The organism is Streptomyces sp. NPDC015345, assembly GCF_043078805.1.
Classification (GTDB): Bacteria; Actinomycetota; Actinomycetes; order Streptomycetales; family Streptomycetaceae; genus Streptomyces.
On the sequence record NZ_JBIBTX010000007.1, the window covers coordinates 15,373 to 33,223 of the forward strand.

Consider the following 17,851-nt stretch of genomic DNA (forward strand, 5'->3'; position numbering starts at 1 on the left):
CAATCTCCGTAACGCGCCACCACGCCACCACCCCACGACCTCACCCGTGTGGGTGATACCGCCCACGGAGTTGCCCCACCAGAAGCGGAAGTGACCTTTCAGCTGTGCCGGAACAGCCGTACGGGCTGGCATTCTTGGCGCAGCACCTGCCCGAACCCGCCCGAGCACCGCCCGACGCAGACCCAGGAGTCCCGGCCACGTGAGCCACGTGAGCAGCCACTCGCCGCACGGACAGGCGCCGCTGCACACCGTCCAAGTCCTCGGCGGCGGCAGCGCGGGCAGCAGCGCGCATGTCAGATCGCTGGCCGCGGGCCTCGCCGCCCGGGGCGTGCGGGTCACCGTGTGCGCCCCCGACGAGGCCGCCCGTGTCTACGACTTCACCGGCGCGGGCGCCCGCCACGTCCACGTGCCCCGCAGCGGCGACCCCGTCTCCGTCGCCGCACTCCGCGTGGCCTGCGCCGACGCCGACCTCGTACACGCGCACGGGCTGCACGCCGCCGTCCGCGCCGTCCTCGCGCTGACCGGCCGCCCCACACCGCTCGTCGTCACCTGGCACCACGGCGCGCACGCGGCGGGGGCCCGCGCCCGCGTGCTGCGGCTGCTGGAGCGGCGCGTCGCCAAGGCCGCCTCCGTGGTCCTCGGCGCCTCGTCCGACCTCGTCGACCGGGCCCGCCGCAGAGGAGCCAGGGACGCCCGCCTCGCGGCGGTGGCGCTGCCGGCACCCCACCGCGCCGGCCTCCCGGAAGCCGTCGACGAGGAGCCGGACCGGCTCCTCCACAAGGCCCGCGCCGAACTGGGCGCCGTGGACCGCCCGCTGGTCCTCGCCGTCGGCGCACTGCAACAGGGCCGTGGCTACGACGTGCTCCTGGACGCCACGCGCGCGTGGCGGCACCTGGACCCGCTGCCCCTCCTGGTCGTCGCGGGGGAGGGCCCGGAGCGGGCCGCCCTCCAGCACCGCATCGACACCGAGCAGCTCCCGGTCCGTCTCGTCGGACGGCGCGACGACGTCCCCGAACTCCTCGCCGCCGCCGACCTCGCGGTGCTGCCCAGCAGCGCCGAGCCCCGCCCGGTCCTCGTCCAGGAGGCCCTGCACGCGCGCGTGCCGCTCGTCGCCGCCGCGGCCGGCGGCGTGCCCGACCTGGTCGGCGACGCCGCCGAACTCGTCCCGCACGCGGACGCCCAGGCCCTCGCCACCGCTGTCGTACGCCTGCTCGCCGACCCGGCGCGCAGGGCGGAGCTCAGGGACAGGGGCACGGCCCAGGCCGCCACATGGCCGTCCGAGGACGACACGGTCACCCAAGTCCTCAGCGTGTACGACGAGTTGACGCAACCAGTGCCGTACAGCTGAGCCCGGCACGGGGCCCTTACGTCACATGCCTGCGCGCCCGCAGCGCCAGGCTCAGCGCGAGGACCGTCTGCGGGTCGTCGAGGTCCGTGCCGAGCAGTTCGCTGATCCGGGCGAGGCGGTTATACAGCGTCTGCCGGTTCAGGTGCAGCTCGCGCGCCGTCTCCGCCTTGCGGCCCGCGTGCGCCAGGTACGTCTGGAGGGTGGGCAGCAGCGGCGGCTTGGAGCGCTGGTCGTGGGCGCGCACCGGGCCGATCGCACGGTCCACGAACGCCGCCAGGACCCCGTCCTCGTCGTGGCGGTGCAGCCGCCACAGCAGCAGGTCGATGTCCAGGCGCCGCGCGTCGTACCAGGGCCGGTCGGTCAGGCCCTGCGCGGCCGTCGCCGTCTCCGCCGCGTGCCGCAGGCCCGCCGACGCCGCCGCCCAGCCGCCCGCGACGCCGACCACGACGACCGGCGGCTGCGCCCCCGGCCGCTGCATCCCGGCCCGCTCGACACCGGCCCGCAACGCGGCGGCGACCCGGTCGGCCACCGCCGTACGCTCCGACTCCGACCGCAGGCCGAGCAGCAAAGGCACGCGGCCCTCGACGGGACGTACGCCGAGCAGCACCGGGACGCCCACCGAGGCGAGTTCCTCCGCGACCGCCCGCGCCAGCACCGCCCAGCCGCCCCCGGTCGGCAGCCCGTCCGCGAGCCGCATCACCACCGGAAGCAGCGGGCTCCCGGCCGGGCCCGGCTTGAAGCCGAGGACGCGGGCCTGAGCCGGGGCGTCGTCGGCCGCGATCCGCCCCTCCGCGAGATCGGTCAGGAAGTCGCCCCGGCCGCGCGCCGCGAGCTCCTCCTCCTGGCGGGCCTGCATCAGCACCACCGCGAGGCTGCTCGCCGCCCGCTCCGCCGCGATGCGGTGCACCGGCAGCGGCGCCGACTCCACGGCGAGCAGGACGAGCCGCGCCCGCACCGAGCCGGGGCCCGGCCCGCCGCCCGGCACGTCGACGATGACGGCGCTCGCCGGCGGGCCCTCCCGGTCGATGGGACGCCCCCGGAGCCCCTCCCACACCTGAAGCGGATCCGCGCACTCCGTGCCCGCCCCGGCGGCGTACAGGAGCTGCCCGTCCGCCGTCTCCAGGAACACCGGATTGCCGCTGAACTCCGCGAGGACGGCGAGGACCTGCGGTACGCCGCCCCCGCCGAGCAGCGCCTGAGTGCACCGCCCGTGCACCTCCTCCGCCTGCTGGAGCAGCGCGTAATGGCCGTTGACGATCTCCGTGTGCACCTCTTCGGTGACCGTCACGAACGGCACCTCGCGGTGCAGCTGCACCAGTGGCAGACCAGCCGCCCGCGCCGTCTCCACGATCGCCGCCGGCAGCCGTGCGAAGCGCGGCCCCAGCTCCACGACCAGCGCCGCGATGCCCCGCTCGGCGAGCTTGCGCACGAAGGCCCGCTGTTCGGCCGGGCGCGCCCCGAGCCCGAGCCCCGTGGTGAGCAGCAGCTCGCCGCCCTTGAGCAGCGAGGCGATGTTCGGCACCTCGCCCGCGTGCACCCACCGCACGGTCCGCTGCAACCGGTCCGCGCCCGCGACGACCTCGGGAAGCCCGCCGCGCAGACCGGGAAGTTCCAGCGCGCGCTGCACGGTGATGCCGCCCTGAGTGCCCTGACTGTCCATGGCGCGGACGCTACCGGGGCGCACGTCACCGGAACATCTCCGACCGGTCACAGCGGCGGCTGACGGGCCCCCGCGGGGCGACAACTCGTCGCTTCCGCGCGGGGATTGCGCGACCCCCTGTCGCTTGTGGCGTACGTCACGCCACGGCAGGGTGCCCGCCATGCCAGAGCAACAGAGCACACCCGAGGTCCACCGCCTGAAGGCGAACTCCGTCGGTGTCGTCGGCGTCGTCTTCATGGCGGTCGCCACCGCCGCGCCCATCACCGCCATGACCGGCAACCTCCCGATCGCCGTCGGCGCGGGCAACGGCACCGGCGCACCCGCCGGCTACCTCTTCGCGACGCTCGTCCTGACGGTCTTCTCCGTCGGGTACGTCGCCATGGCCAAGCGGATCACCGCCGCCGGCGCCTTCTACGGCTACATCTCGCACGGCCTCGGCCGCATCGCGGGCATGGCCTCGGGGATGCTCGCGGTCCTCGCGTACATCGTCTTCGAGGCGTCGATCGTCGGCGTCTTCTCGTACTTCGCACAGACCACCGTCGAGGACCAGCTCGGCGTCGACCTGCCGTGGATCGTGTACGCGGCGGCGATGCTCGCGGGCACGGCCGTCCTCGCGTACTTCGACATCAACCTCACGGCGAAGGCCCTCGGTGTGATGCTCGTCGCGGAGATCGCCGTCCTCTTCGCGGTCGCCACGGCAGTGCTGCTCCACGGCGGCGGCCCCGACGGCATACCCGTGGAGCCCATCAACCCCGAGAACGCCTTCACCGGCACCTCCGCAGGGCTCGGCCTGTTCTTCGCCTTCTGGTCGTGGGTCGGCTTCGAGTCGACCGCGATGTACGGCGAAGAGTCGCGTGATCCCAAGCGCGTCATCCCGCGGGCGACCCTCGTCTCGGTCGTCGGCGTCGGCCTCTTCTACATCTACGTCTCCTGGATGACGATCGCCGGAAACGGCCTGAGCGGCTCGGTGAAGGTCTCCCAGTCGACCAGTCCTCTGGACCTGTTCTTCGACCCGGCGCACAGCTTCATCGGCGCCTGGGCGGTCGACACCTTCCAGTGGCTGCTGATCACCGGCTCCTTCGCCTGCGGGATGGCCTTCCACCAGTGCGCGGCGCGCTACCTGTACGCGATCGGGCGCGAGGGGTTCCTGCACCCCGCCCTCGGCCGCACCCACCCCGCGCACGGCTCCCCGTACATCGCCTCGTACGTCCAGTCCGTCATCGCCATCGCCCTGGTGGGCGCCTTCTGGCTGACCGGGCAGGACCCGTACATCCACCTGTACACGCTGCTCGCGATCCTCGGCACGATGGCGATCCTCATCGTGCAGACGCTGTGCTCGTTCGCCGTGATCGGCTACTTCCGGCGCAACCACCCCGAGGACCGGCACTGGTTCAAGACCCTGCTCGCGCCGCTGCTCGGCGGCATCGGCATGATCGCCGTCGTCGTCCTGCTGGTGATCAACATGGATACGGCGGCGGGCTCGGCCGCCGACTCGCTGCTGTTCAAGGCCATTCCCTGGATCGTCGGCCTCGTCTTCCTCGGTGGCCTGGGCCTCGGCCTGTACCTGCGGGCCAGGCATCCGCGGCGCTACGAGATCATCGGCCGCGTCGTCCTGGAGGACGCGGCCGAACGCACGGACGGCGACGGGGATCCCGTCGCCGTCCCGAGCCAAGCGGTCCGCTAGCCCCCGTACGCCCCCGAAGCCGTCAGCCGCAGTGCCGTGTCGATGAGCGGCACGTGGCTGAAGGCCTGCGGGAAGTTGCCCACCTGGCGCTGCGCCGTGGAGTCCCACTCCTCGGCGAGCAGCCCCAGGTCGTTGCGGAGCGCGAGCAGCTTCTCGAAGAGCTTGCGGGCCTCGTCGACCCGGCCGATCATCGCGAGGTCGTCGGCCATCCAGAACGAGCAGGCGAGGAACGCGCCCTCGTCGCCCTCCAGGCCGTCCACGCCCTCGTCGTCACCGGCCGTGGGGTAGCGCAGGATGAAGCCGTCCGGCGTCGACAGCTCCCGCTGGATGGCCTCGATGGTGCCGATCACGCGCTTGTCGTCGGGCGGCAGGAAGCCCATCTGCGGGATCAGCAGCAGCGAGGCGTCCAGCTCCTTTGAGCCGTAGGACTGCGTGAAGGTGTTGCGCTCCGGGTCGTAACCCTTCTCACACACGTCCCGGTGGATGTCGTCGCGCAGCTCGCGCCACTTCTCCAGCGGGCCGTCAGCGTCCCCGGACTCCAGGAGCTTGATGGTCCGATCCACCGCGACCCAGGCCATCACCTTGGAGTGCACGAAGTGGCGGCGCGGCCCGCGCACCTCCCAGATGCCCTCGTCCGGCTCGTCCCAGTGGTCCTCCAGGTAGCGGATCAGCTTGAGCTGGAGCAGCGAGGCGTAGTCGTTGCGGGCCAGGCCCGTCATGTGCGCGAGGTGCAGCGCCTCGGTGACCTCGCCGTACACGTCCAGCTGGAGCTGGTGGGCGGCGCCGTTGCCCGCCCGGACCGGCTGGGAGCCCTCATAGCCCGGCAGCCAGTCCAGCTCCGTCTCGCCCAGCTCGCGCTCGCCGGCGATGCCGTACATGATCTGGAGGTTCTCCGGGTCGCCCGCCACCGCGCGCAGCAGCCACTCGCGCCACGCGCGGGCCTCCTCGCGGTAGCCGGTGCGCAGCAGCGACGACAGGGTGATCGCGGCGTCCCGCAGCCAGGTGAAGCGGTAGTCCCAGTTCCGCGAGCCCCCGATGTCCTCGGGCAGCGAGGTGGTGGGCGCCGCGACGATGCCGCCGGTCGGCGCGTACGTCAGCGCCTTCAGGGTGATCAGCGAACGGATCACGGCCTCGCGGTAGGGGCCGTGGTACGTGCAGTGCTCGACCCAGTCCCGCCAGAAGTCCTCCGTGGCGGTCAGCGCCGCCTCGGGCTCCGGCAGGGCGGGCTGGCTCTTGTGCGAGGGCTGCCACGAGATGGTGAACGCGATCCGCTCACCCGGCGCGACCGTGAAGTCCGAGTACGTCGTCAGGTCCTTGCCGTAGGTCTCGGCCTCGGCGTCCAGCCACACGGAGTCGGGGCCCGCCACGGCCACCGTCCGGTGGTCGACCTTGTGCACCCAGGGCACCACACGCCCGTAACTGAAGCGCATCCGCAGCGCCGAGCGCATCGGCACCCGGCCGCTGACGCCCTCCACGATACGGATCAACTGGGGTGCGTCCGTGTCGCGCGGCGGCATGAAATCGATCACGCGGACGGTGCCGCGCTGGGTGTCCCACTCCGATTCCAGCACCAGGGAGTCGCCGCGATAGGTGCGGCGAGCCGCCGTGGGCGGCTCCTCATCCGGTGCGTACGCGGGCCCGAGGCGCCAGAAGCCGTGCTCCTCGGTGCCCAACAGGCCGGCGAAAACGGCGTGGGAGTCGAAGCGGGGAAGGCACAGCCAGTCGACTGTGCCGTCCCGGCAGACCAGGGCTGCGGTCTGCATGTCTCCGATGAGTGCGTAGTCCTCGATGCGCCCGGCCACGTGCATCTCCAGTCGAACGGCCACGTTCGCCCCGCGGGGCGCTTACTTACTGGTCAGCGGTCAAGTGATCGTTGCCGAGCGCTTGTTCCGGGTGCAAGGCGGGGTGGTGCCGTGTGCCGGATGGGGCTCGGCAGCGAGTGTCCGAGCAGGATACGACGCACGTTGGTGATCTGCGCGCCCCTCCTGGCAACGAGCTGCGGCCGAACGGGTGAGCGGCAGGTGAGAGGCGGTGTCCGTGCGGTTCGTGGGCGTGTGGGTCCTGTGACGGCACCGTGTGCGCCTGATGGCGGAGCGTGGCCGGAGGCATGCTCCTCCCGTCGCTGATACCCTGGTAGCCCGTGAGCCGGTGGTCATAGAACCCCCGAACCGCAGCGACGGCACCTCCCCCGAATCCCTGGTGAGGCCGCCGGTACGCACCTCCAGACCGCGACCACGGGAGCCCCCTCTTGGCCATGCAGACCGCTGCTTCTCGAAACAGCACAGCCACGACGACCAAGCACATCTTCGTCACCGGGGGTGTCGCCTCCTCCCTCGGCAAGGGGCTGACCGCCTCCAGCCTTGGCGCGCTGCTCAAGGCCAGGGGTCTGCGCGTCACCATGCAGAAGCTCGACCCGTACCTGAACGTCGACCCGGGCACGATGAACCCCTTCCAGCACGGTGAGGTGTTCGTCACCAACGACGGCGCCGAGACCGACCTGGACATCGGCCACTACGAGCGCTTCCTCGACGTCGACCTCGACGGCTCGGCCAACGTGACCACCGGCCAGGTCTACTCCCAGGTGATCGCCAAGGAGCGGCGCGGCGAGTACCTCGGCGACACCGTCCAGGTCATCCCGCACATCACCAACGAGATCAAGCACCGCATCCGCCGCATGGCCACCGACGACGTCGACGTCGTCATCACCGAGGTCGGCGGCACGGTCGGCGACATCGAGTCGCTGCCGTTCCTGGAGACCGTCCGCCAGGTCCGCCACGAGGTCGGCCGCGACAACGTCTTCGTGGTGCACATCTCGCTGCTGCCCTACATCGGCCCCTCGGGTGAGCTGAAGACCAAGCCGACCCAGCACTCGGTCGCCGCCCTGCGCAACATCGGCATCCAGCCCGACGCGATCGTGCTGCGCGCCGACCGCGAGGTCCCGACCGCCATCAAGCGCAAGATCTCGCTGATGTGCGACGTCGACGAGGCCGCCGTGGTCGCCGCCATCGACGCCAAGTCGATCTACGACATCCCGAAGGTGCTGCACACCGAGGGCCTCGACGCCTACGTCGTACGCAAGCTCGACCTGCCCTTCCGCGACGTCGACTGGGCCCAGTGGGACGACCTCCTCGACCGCGTGCACAACCCGAAGCACGAGGTCACCGTCGCGCTGGTCGGCAAGTACATCGACCTGCCCGACGCGTACCTGTCGGTGACCGAGGCCATGCGCGCCGGCGGCTTCGCGAACAAGGCCCGCGTCAAGGTCAAGTGGGTCACCTCCGACGACTGCAAGACCCCGGCGGGCGCCAAGAAGCAGCTCGGCGACGTCGACGCGATCCTGATCCCCGGCGGCTTCGGCGAGCGCGGCGTCGACGGCAAGGTCAGCGCCATCCAGTACGCCCGCGAGAACAAGGTGCCGCTGCTCGGCATCTGCCTGGGCCTCCAGTGCATCGTCATCGAGGCGGCCCGCAACCTCGCGGACATCCCGGACGCCAACTCCACCGAGTTCGACGCGGCCACCGCCCACCCGGTGATCTCCACCATGGCCGAGCAGCTCGACATCGTCGCGGGCGAGGGAGACATGGGCGGCACGATGCGCCTGGGCATGTACCCGGCCAAGCTCGCCGAGGGCTCCATCGCCCGTGAGGTGTACGACGGCAAGGAGTACGTGGAGGAGCGGCACCGCCACCGCTACGAGGTGAACAACTCCTACCGCGCCGACCTGGAGAAGAAGGCCGGGATCCTGTTCTCGGGCACCTCCCCGGACGGCAAGCTCGTCGAGTACGTCGAGTACCCGCGCGAGGTGCACCCCTACCTGGTCGCCACCCAGGCGCACCCGGAGCTGCGCTCCCGCCCGACCCGCCCGCACCCGCTCTTCGCGGGCCTGGTGAAGGCGGCCGTCGAGCGGCAGGAGAGCGCGCGCACGGCGGGCGCCGAGCCGGGCAAGTGACACCGGTCGAGTTACGGTTGCCGGGGTACGCGCCTTTCGGGGCGCGTGCCCCGGTTTTCGTTTGCACGTGTGGGAGGACAGCGCGACATGACCATCAAGGACACCGCCGAGGAGTGGCAGGTCACAGCCACCCAGACCCCCTTCGTCGGGAACAAGACCTCGGTGCGCACCGACGACGTGGTCATGCCCGACGGGTCCGTCGTCCACCGCGACTACCAGGTCCACCCCGGCTCGGTGGCCGCCCTCGCGCTCGACGGGGAGGGCCGCGTCCTGGTCATCCGCCAGTACCGCCACCCCGTCCGCCAGAAGCTCTGGGAGATCCCCGCGGGCCTGCTCGACGTCCCCGGCGAGAACCCGCTGCACGCCGCGCAGCGCGAGCTCTACGAGGAGGCGCATGTCAAGGCCGGGGACTGGCGTGTCCTGACCGACGTCTACACCACCCCCGGCGGTTGTGACGAAGCCGTGCGGATCTTCCTCGCGCGCGATCTCGCCGAGGCCGAGGGCGAGCGCTTCGAGGTCTTCGAGGAGGAGGCCGACATGGAGCTCGCCCGGGTCCCGCTCGACGAGCTGGTGCGCGGGGTGCTCGCCGGTGAGCTGCACAACAACTGCCTGGTCGTGGGCGTCCTTTCGCTGTACGCCGCGCTGAACGGCGACGGCGTGGACGCGCTGCGCCCGGCCGAGGCGCCCTGGCCGGCCCGCCCCTTCGAGGCGTAGCACCCGGCAAAACGGTACGGAACAGGGTGACGGCGCACGAACGGCCCCACCGATATGACGATCCGCTGATCCGATCGGGGGACTTGCGGGCGTCGCGCGACCGGGGGCGCCGCAGGGCCTGAACTAGGCTCTGAAAGCGTCCCGCCCAAAGTCCCGGCGGGTTCGTGCGCACGCGGACGGGAGTGACCCGTGACGGATCAGGCGGTCGACACGGACGGTACGGCGGCGGGTGGTGTGGTGCCCTCGCACGCCGGCGCCGATTCGGAGTCGACCGGTGCCCAATTCGTCGGTCGGCTCCGGGAGTTGAAGGAACTGCGCGCCGACATCGACCGGGCGGGGCTCGACACCCTGTCCGGCCGCAAGGCGCCCCGCGCCCGCGTCCTGCTCATCGCGGGCCGCCCCGGCTCCGGCCGCACCGCGCTCGCCGAGGAACTCGTGCGGCAGCTCGCCGCCGACTACCCCGACGGCCTGCTGCGGGCCCGCCTCACGGAGCCCGACGGCACCCGGGTCCCCACGGAACGAACCGCCCGCGAACTCCTCGACGCCCTGGCCGTCCCCGCGCCGCCCGGCGCCTGCGAGGACACCCTGTCCGAACTGCTCAGGGACGCCCTGAAGGAGCGCAGGGCCCTGCTCCTCCTCGACGACGCGGTCGACGCCGAGCAGGTCGACCCGCTGCTTCCTGACACCCCCGACTGCCTGGTCGTCGCCGTCTCCGGGGGCCCGCTCACCGGCATCCCCGACGTCCGGCCGTGCACGCTCGGCGGCCTGGACAAGGCGGCCGCGGTGGAACTGCTCGCCCGCGCCGCCGGGCCCGTACGCATCACGGTGGACCCGCGCGCCGCGGAATCCCTGGTCGAGGCGTGCGAGGCGCACCCGGCGTCCCTCATGCTCGCCGGGGGCTGGCTCTCCGCGCGGCCCAAGGCCGCCGTCGCCGACCTGGCCAAGCAGGTGCACGACCTGGCCGAGGAGACCTCGCCGCTCGCGCGTGTCTTCCGGCAGGCGTACGCCACGCTCTCGGGCCCCTCCGCGCGGATACTGCGACTCCTCTCCCTCGCCCCGGCCGGGCACGTCGACCCGCACACCGCGTCCGCGCTCGCGGGCTGCTCGGTCTCCGGGGCCAAGGCGGCGCTCGGGGACTTCGCCGCCCTCGGGCTCGTCAGGCCCGTGGAGTCCCCGATCCCGCAGTACGAGGTGCCGGGCTGCCTGGTGCCGCTGCTGCGCAACCTCACCGAGACCCTGGACCGCCCGGCCGAGATCCAGCTGGCCCGGGCCCGGATGCTGGAGCGGACGGTGCGGCTGCTCCAGGCCTGCCGGGCGGTCACCGAGACGGACGGCGCCGCCGCCCGCGACAAGCACGAGGGACTGCCGCGCGCCGTCCGCTTCCCCTGCCGCGCCGACGCCGCGCAGTGGCTGCGGATCCGGCAGCCCGCGCTGCTCGCCGCCGCCCGGCTCGCGGTGGCCGACGGCGAGCTGGACACCCTCGCGCGGCGCCTGATGGCGGCTCTGACGAGGGCCCTGGTCGCGCACCGCGGACCCGAGGACGCCGCCCCCGAGCTCTACGGCATCCACCGGCTGGTCCTCGACGTGGCCGAGCGGCGGGACCTGCCGCGCGAGAAGGCCGCCGCGCTGCTGAACCTCGCCGATCTGGACGCGCGCACGGGGCGTACCCACGAGGCGCTGGCGCGCTACCGGGCGGCGCTGGACGCGGGACGGGCGGCTGCCGATCCGTACGCCACCGGACGCGCGATGGAATCCGTGGGCGGTGCCTATCAGGAGCTCGGGGACTGGTCCCGGGCCTGCGACTGGTACGGCCGGGCCCTGGCCCAGCGCCTCGCCCGTGGTGAGCGCGCCGACGCCGCCCGCCTGTACGGCCGCATCGGCGTCGTGCACACCTACGCGGGCCGCTATGGAGAGGCGCTGCGCAACTGGAGCTCGGCGGTCACCGGACACCGCAAGAACGGCGATGTGGCAGCCCAGGCAAGGGCGTTGAGCGAGATGGCGCGCGTGCAGGAGTACGCGGGCCGGCCCGAGGAATCGCTGCGTACCTGCCAGGAAGCCGTCGAGTGGGCACGGCACGCCAAGGACGTACGCCTCCAGGCGGCGCTCCAGCTGCGCCTCGCGGACACCCTGGAGCGGCTCGGTGACCCGGCGGCCGCCCGGCTGCACAGGGGTGCCGCCGAGCGCATGCTGGGAACTGAGCACCAAGAAGCTGTGAGGCTTGAAACAAACGGTGGAGCAGCGCCTTCCGCCTACGAAATCCGTAGTGCATCCGCAGAAGATTGAAGCTTTGAAAGGCTAGACAGCGGGAAATCCTTCATTAGACTGGCTCCGCCGCGTACATCCGTGGTGCCCCCCGTTGTGCCTTCGTGTGCACCGGTCTGGGGTGCATTGCCCGAGATATCCCCTGAGCCAAGGACCGTGATCGACGATGAAGGTCGGCATCCCCCGCGAGGTCAAGAACAACGAGTTCCGGGTGGCCATCACCCCCGCCGGCGTGCACGAGCTGGTGCGCCACGGCCACCAGGTCGTCATCGAGCGGAACGCCGGCGTCGGCTCCTCGATCACGGACGACGAGTACGTCTCGGCCGGTGCCCGGATCCTGGACACCGCCGATGAGGTCTGGGCCGCCGCGGACCTGCTCCTGAAGGTCAAGGAGCCCATCGCGGAGGAGTACCACCGCCTCCGCAAGGACCAGACCCTCTTCACCTACCTGCACCTCGCCGCGTCCAAGGAGTGCACGGACGCGCTCCTGGAGTCGGGCACCACCGCCATCGCGTACGAGACCGTCGAGACCGCGAACCGCGCGCTCCCGCTGCTCGCCCCGATGTCCGAGGTCGCGGGCCGCCTCGCCCCGCAGGTCGGCGCCTACCAGCTGATGGCCGCCAACGGCGGCCGCGGCGTCCTGCCCGGCGGCGTCCCGGGCGTCGCCGCGGGCAAGGCCGTCGTCATCGGCGGCGGCGTCTCCGGCTGGAACGCCGCGCAGATCGCCATCGGCATGGGCTTCCACGTGACCTTGCTCGACAAGGACATCAACAAGCTCAAGGAAGCCGACAAGATCTTCGGCACGAAGATCCAGACCGTCGTCTCCAACGCGTTCGAGCTGGAGAAGGCCTGCCTGGAGGCCGACCTCGTCATCGGTGCCGTCCTCATCCCGGGCGCCAAGGCCCCGAAGCTGGTCACCAACGAGCTGGTCTCCCGCATGAAGCCGGGAAGTGTTCTTGTCGACATCGCGATCGACCAGGGCGGCTGCTTCGAGGACTCGCACCCGACCACGCACGCCGAGCCGACCTTCCCGGTCCACAACTCGGTCTTCTACTGCGTGGCCAACATGCCCGGCGCGGTGCCTAACACCTCCACCTACGCGCTGACCAACGCGACGATGCCGTACATCGTCGAGCTGGCGAACCGCGGCTGGGTCGAGGCCCTGCGCCGCGACCCGGCGCTGGCCCTGGGTCTCAACACCCATGACGGCAAGGTCGTTTACAAGGAGGTCGCCGAGGCCCACGGTCTCGACCACGTCGAGCTGGAGTCGCTCCTCGGCTGACCCACGTGACCGACTTCGGTCGATCACGGACGCTTTCGGCGCCTTCCGTCAACGAAAGTCGTCAATCTCACGCCCACGGCCGGACCTTGAGAGGGGTCCGGCCGTATGCGTATCAGTGTGGACACGCTCAACTCGCCTTGAACGTCGCCCTTTAACCGTTTCGCCCACCCCGGAAACGCGCCGTCGATGAGCCGCGCGCCCTTGACATCGGGGTGTTCCGTTGCCGACACATCGGGGCCGGTCCGGCGGATTGTGTTGCTGCGGAGTGGTGACACGCCATAGAGTCGCCAACCGTCGGCATGGTGCCACGCTGACCTATCGAGAAATTTCCTGGTCACCAAGGAGGTAAGACGACTTGTGAATGAGTCGACATTTGCTCCCGGGGGTGGTCAACCAGGAATGTCTGTGCGGGACCAAGGACCCGTCGGGCTCGAGGCTGTCGGCTCCGTCGCTGTCCGTACCTTCGAAGCCCGGCAGAGCCCCCAGCCGACACAGTCAGCACCCCAGAGCATGGATGGCCATCACGTGAACGCCATGGCCGGCGACCGGAGTGGCGATAACACCCACACCCACCTCGCCGACTACGAGGAACTGCCCCAGGGGCACTTCTACGACCCCGACGCCGAGTACGAGCCCGATCCGGAGTACGCGGCCACGCTCGCGCCGGACGCCGCCCGTCAGCGCCGTGAGCGCATCGGCCCCACGGGACGCCCGCTGCCGTACTTCCCGATCCCGGGTCCGCTGACCGACCACGGTCCGGCGAAGATCATCGCGATGTGCAACCAGAAGGGCGGCGTCGGCAAGACGACGTCGACCATCAACCTGGGCGCGGCCCTCGCGGAGTACGGACGCCGGGTCCTGCTCGTCGACTTCGACCCGCAGGGTGCCCTCTCGGTGGGCCTCGGGGTGAACCCGATGGAGCTGGACCTGACGGTCTACAACCTCCTCATGGAGCGCGGCATGTCCGCCGACGAGGTGCTCCTGAAGACGGCGGTCCCCAACATGGACCTGCTGCCCAGCAACATCGACCTGTCGGCCGCCGAGGTGCAGTTGGTGAGCGAGGTCGCGCGCGAGTCCACGCTCCAGCGGGCGCTGAAGCCGCTGATGCAGGACTACGACTACATCGTGATCGACTGCCAGCCCTCGCTCGGCCTGCTCACGGTGAACGCCCTGACGGCGGCTCACAAGGTGATCGTGCCGCTGGAATGCGAGTTCTTCGCGCTGCGCGGTGTGGCCCTGCTGACGGAGACCATCGAGAAGGTCCAGGAGCGGCTCAACCCCGACCTGGAGCTCGACGGCATCCTCGCGACGATGTACGACTCCCGCACGGTGCACAGCCGTGAGGTGCTCGCGCGCGTGGTCGAGGCCTTCGACGACCACGTCTACCACACGGTCATCGGACGCACGGTCCGCTTCCCGGAGACCACGGTCGCCGGTGAGCCGATCACGACGTACGCCTCCAACTCGGTCGGCGCGGCCGCCTATCGTCAGCTCGCCAGGGAGGTGCTCGCCCGGTGTCACGCCGAGTGAGTCTGCCCGGGGCCGACGAACTGTTCCGCACGACCGGGGGGATGGCTCTCCAGTCGTCGTCCCCGCGGCGCCCGGCGAACGGCGAGGCGAGGGTGCCCGCCCCGGCGGGCGAGAGCGACGAGACGGCGGCCACGGCCGAGAGCGGTACGCAGGGCGACGGCGGTGAGGCGGCCGAACACGCCGCCACCGACGCGGAGTCGGGCTCCGGCGAATCCCGCAGCCGCGGCGCCGGTGACGCGGACAAGAGCGCGGGACGCGGTTCGTCGTCCGCGGCGGCGCAGGAAGGTTCTGCCGCCCAGGGCGGCGGCAAGTCCGGCGGCTCGTCGACCGCGCAGGCGCGGCGCCGGGCACGGGCGGCCAACCGGCGGCCGAGCGGCCGCGAGCGGCACGACGAGAAGATCACCGTGTACGTCTCCGCCGAGGAGCTGATGGACCTCGAACACGCGCGCCTCGTGCTGCGCGGCGAGCACGGCCTCGCGGTCGACCGCGGGCGCATCGTGCGGGAGGCCGTCGCGGTCGTCCTCGCGGACCTGGAGTCGCGGGGGGACGCGAGCATTCTCGTACGACGGCTGCGCGGGCGGTAGGAGTAGCGTTCCCGCCTGATGGCCATGAACGACGACCCCGCGCCGCAGCCCGCCCGCCGACGAGCCCTGGGGCGCGGGCCGGGGGCGGCTTCGGTGGAGCCTGTCGCGGAGCCGGAGCCGGAGCCGGAGCCGGAGCCCGTCGCGGAGCCGGAGCCTGCCGCCGCACCCGGCGACGGGCGGTTCAAGGTTCGGCTCGCGAACTTCGAGGGGCCCTTCGATCTGCTGCTCCAGCTCATCGCCAAGCACAAGATGGACGTCACCGAGGTGGCGCTGTCCAAGGTGACCGATGAGTTCATGGCGCACATCCGGGCCATGGGGCCCGACTGGGATCTCGATCAGACGACCGAGTTCCTGGTGGTCGCCGCCACGCTGCTCGACCTGAAGGCGGCGCGGCTGCTGCCCGCCGCCGAGGTCGAGGACGAGGCCGATCTCGCGCTGCTCGAAGCGCGGGACCTGCTCTTCGCGCGGCTGCTCCAGTACCGCGCGTACAAACAGATCGCGGACATCTTCAGCGGGCGGCTGGAGGAGGAGGGCCGGCGCTATCCGCGCACGGTCGGGCTCGAACCGCACCATGCCGAGCTGCTGCCGGAAGTCGTCATCAGCATCGGCGCCGAGGGGTTCGCCAAGCTCGCCGTGAAGGCGATGCGGCCCCGCGCGAAGCCGCAGGTGTACGTCGACCACATCCACGCCCCGCTGGTGTCCGTACGGGAGCAGGCGGGGCTGGTCGTCGCCCTGCTGCGGGAGCGGGGGGAGATCAGCTTCCAGGTGCTCGTCCAGGACGCGGGGGACACCCTGACCGTCGTCGCGCGCTTCCTGGCCCTGCTGGAGCTCTACCGCGAGAAGGCCGTCGCCCTGGACCAGGAAGACCCCCTGGGAGAGCTGACGGTGCGCTGGACCGGCGGCGACAGCGCCGAGGAGCCGGCCGTGACCGACGAGTTCGACCGGGCCCCCGAGCCGATGGAGGAGAAGGCGTGAGTGCTCAGAGCCCTGCGGGGGACCTGGCCGGCGCGGTCGCGGACCTGGAGCTGCGGCCCGCTCTGGAGGCCGTCCTGATGGTCGTGGACGAGCCGGCCACCGAGGAGCACCTGGCGAGGATTCTCCAGCGGCCGCGGCGCGCGGTCGCCGACGCGCTGCGCGAGCTGGCCGACGAGTACACCGTGCAGAAGCGGGGCTTCGAGCTGCGGCTCGTCGCGGGCGGCTGGCGGTTCTACACCCGGCCCGAGTACGCCGCGGCCGTGGAGGGCTTCGTGCTCGACGGGCAGCAGGCGCGGCTCACCCAGGCGGCCCTGGAGACCCTCGCGGTGGTCGCGTACCGCCAGCCGGTCAGCCGTTCGCGGGTCTCCGCGGTGCGCGGCGTGAACTGCGACGGCGTGATGCGCACGCTCCTCCAAAGGGGTCTGGTGGAGGAGGCGGGCGCGGAACCCGAAACAGGTGCGATCCTGTACAGGACGACGAACTACTTCCTGGAGCGGATGGGCCTGCGCGGCCTGGACGAGCTTCCGGAGCTCGCGCCCTTCCTCCCCGAGGCGGACGCGATCGAGGCCGAGACCCAGGAAGGCGTTCCGTCGTTCGACCCGGACGCACCCGATGCGCCGGGTTACGAGTACCCGCAGGACACAGCCGACCAGACGGAACTTTGATGCGAAGCAGCAACGGCAGGAACAGCAGCGGAAACAACGGCGGGAGCCGTGGTGGCAACAGCGGCGGCCGTGGCAGCAGCGGTGGCCGCGGCAATTACCGGGGTGCCGGTAACAGCCGCGACGACAGGCAGGGCCCCAAGCAGGGCTTCGGCCAGGGAGGCAAGCAGGGCGACAAGCGCGACGACAGGCCGAGCCGGCCGAGCAAGCCGCGCCCCGAGGAGCGTCGCTACGACGTCAACCCCGCCGACGGCGGCCCCGGCCCCCGCAAGGGCCGTGGCGCGGCCGCGCGCGGTGGCGCCAAGGGCGGCCCCCGCACCTCCCAGGGCACCGGCGCCCGCGGCAGCCGTCGCGGCGCACCCGCGACGTCCCGCGAGTTCGACGTCCGCCAGGAGGAGCGCAACCGCGAGCGGTACGCGGACAAGCCCAAGGTGAACATCCCCAAGACCTTCCCCGGCGCCGAGCAGGAGGGCGAGCGGCTCCAGAAGGTCCTGGCCCGCGCGGGCTACGGCTCGCGCCGCGCCTGTGAGGAGCTGGTCGACGAGGCCCGCGTCGAGGTCAACGGCGAGATCGTCCTCGAGCAGGGCCTGCGCGTCGACCCCGAGAAGGACGAGATCAAGGTCGACGGCCTGACGGTGGCCACGCAGTCGTACCAGTTCTTCGCGCTGAACAAGCCCGCCGGTGTCGTCTCCACCATGGAGGACACCGAGGGCCGCCAGTGCCTCGGCGACTACGTGACCAACCGCGAGACGCGGCTCTTCCACGTGGGACGGCTCGACACCGAGACCGAGGGCGTCATCCTGCTCACCAACCACGGTGAGCTCGCGCACCGCCTGACCCACCCCAAGTACGGCGTGAAGAAGGTCTACCTCGCGCACATCGTGGGCCCGATCCCGCGTGACCTGGGCAAGCAGCTCAAGGACGGCATCCAGCTGGAGGACGGCTACGCCCGCGCGGACCACTTCCGCGTCGTCGAGCAGACCGGCAAGAACTACCTCGTCGAGGTCACCCTGCACGAGGGCCGCAAGCACATCGTGCGGCGCATGCTCGCCGAGGCGGGCTTCCCGGTCGACAAGCTGGTGCGGGTGGCCTTCGGGCCGATCACGCTCGGCGACCAGAAGTCCGGCTGGCTGCGGCGCCTGTCGAACACGGAGGTCGGCATGCTGATGAAGGAGGTCGACCTCTAGGCCTTACCGGCCTT

Annotated in this window: 13 protein-coding genes; 11 read left to right on the forward strand and 2 right to left on the reverse strand. The window is 71.6% G+C overall.

The window, feature by feature from the left end; all coding sequences use genetic code 11:
• Nucleotides 1–199: 199 nt before the first annotated feature.
• Complete coding sequence (locus ACF062_RS27070; RefSeq protein ID WP_392142072.1) at nt 200–1,348, forward strand: glycosyltransferase family 4 protein; 1,149 nt, start codon at nt 200–202, stop codon at nt 1,346–1,348.
• A 16-nt stretch (nt 1,349–1,364) separates the two neighbouring features.
• Here the strand turns inward: ACF062_RS27070 and ACF062_RS27075 are convergent, their stop codons facing one another.
• Nucleotides 1,365–3,008, reverse strand: a complete 1,644-nt coding sequence (locus tag ACF062_RS27075) for a PucR family transcriptional regulator (protein ID WP_392142073.1) — start codon at nt 3,006–3,008, stop codon at nt 1,365–1,367.
• 160 nt (nt 3,009–3,168) lie between these two features.
• Here ACF062_RS27075 and ACF062_RS27080 point away from each other — a divergent pair, with 160 nt between their 5' ends.
• The gene (locus ACF062_RS27080) at nt 3,169–4,692 is read left to right on the forward strand and encodes an APC family permease (protein WP_392142075.1); all 1,524 of its coding nucleotides are present in this window, start codon (nt 3,169–3,171) and stop codon (nt 4,690–4,692) included.
• Here ACF062_RS27080 and ACF062_RS27085 read toward each other — a convergent pair.
• A complete protein-coding gene (locus ACF062_RS27085) occupies nt 4,689–6,518 on the reverse strand; it encodes a glycoside hydrolase family 15 protein (RefSeq protein ID WP_392142077.1) in 1,830 nt (609 codons plus the stop codon). The genes ACF062_RS27080 and ACF062_RS27085 overlap by 4 nt on opposite strands.
• A 428-nt stretch (nt 6,519–6,946) precedes the next feature.
• Here ACF062_RS27085 and ACF062_RS27090 point away from each other — a divergent pair, with 428 nt between their 5' ends.
• The 9 genes from ACF062_RS27090 (at nt 6,947) to ACF062_RS27130 (ending at nt 17,837) form a co-directional block, all read left to right on the forward strand.
• Nucleotides 6,947–8,641 carry a CTP synthase gene (locus ACF062_RS27090; protein ID WP_392142677.1) on the forward strand — a complete coding sequence of 565 codons (1,695 nt, stop codon included), beginning with the start codon at nt 6,947–6,949 and terminating at the stop codon, nt 8,639–8,641.
• 87 nt (nt 8,642–8,728) lie between these two features.
• The gene (locus ACF062_RS27095; RefSeq protein ID WP_392142079.1) at nt 8,729–9,355 is read left to right on the forward strand and encodes an NUDIX domain-containing protein; all 627 of its coding nucleotides are present in this window, start codon (nt 8,729–8,731) and stop codon (nt 9,353–9,355) included.
• A gap of 189 nt (nt 9,356–9,544) precedes the next feature.
• Entirely contained in the window at nt 9,545–11,638 is a 2,094-nt protein-coding gene (locus ACF062_RS27100) for a tetratricopeptide repeat protein (protein WP_392142081.1), read from the forward strand.
• 145 nt (nt 11,639–11,783) lie between these two features.
• On the forward strand, nt 11,784–12,899 hold the full coding sequence (gene ald / locus ACF062_RS27105) for an alanine dehydrogenase (RefSeq protein ID WP_223773834.1): 1,116 nt from the start codon (nt 11,784–11,786) through the stop codon (nt 12,897–12,899).
• Between the two features lie 399 nt (nt 12,900–13,298).
• Nucleotides 13,299–14,429, forward strand: a complete 1,131-nt coding sequence (locus ACF062_RS27110; protein WP_205039437.1) for a ParA family protein — start codon at nt 13,299–13,301, stop codon at nt 14,427–14,429.
• A complete protein-coding gene (locus ACF062_RS27115; protein ID WP_392142084.1) occupies nt 14,414–15,013 on the forward strand; it encodes a hypothetical protein in 600 nt (199 codons plus the stop codon). The genes ACF062_RS27110 and ACF062_RS27115 overlap by 16 nt, the downstream gene beginning before the upstream one ends.
• A gap of 18 nt (nt 15,014–15,031) precedes the next feature.
• Nucleotides 15,032–15,988: a segregation and condensation protein A gene (locus ACF062_RS27120; RefSeq protein WP_392142086.1), complete on the forward strand. Its 957-nt coding sequence runs from the start codon at nt 15,032–15,034 to the stop codon at nt 15,986–15,988.
• Nucleotides 15,985–16,653, forward strand: coding sequence for an SMC-Scp complex subunit ScpB (gene scpB, locus ACF062_RS27125; protein WP_392142088.1), 669 nt, complete (start codon nt 15,985–15,987; stop codon nt 16,651–16,653). The genes ACF062_RS27120 and scpB overlap by 4 nt, the downstream gene beginning before the upstream one ends.
• Complete coding sequence (locus tag ACF062_RS27130; RefSeq protein ID WP_223773830.1) at nt 16,653–17,837, forward strand: pseudouridine synthase; 1,185 nt, start codon at nt 16,653–16,655, stop codon at nt 17,835–17,837. Before scpB ends, ACF062_RS27130 begins: the two co-directional genes overlap by 1 nt.
• The last annotated feature ends 14 nt before the right edge of the window (nt 17,838–17,851 follow it).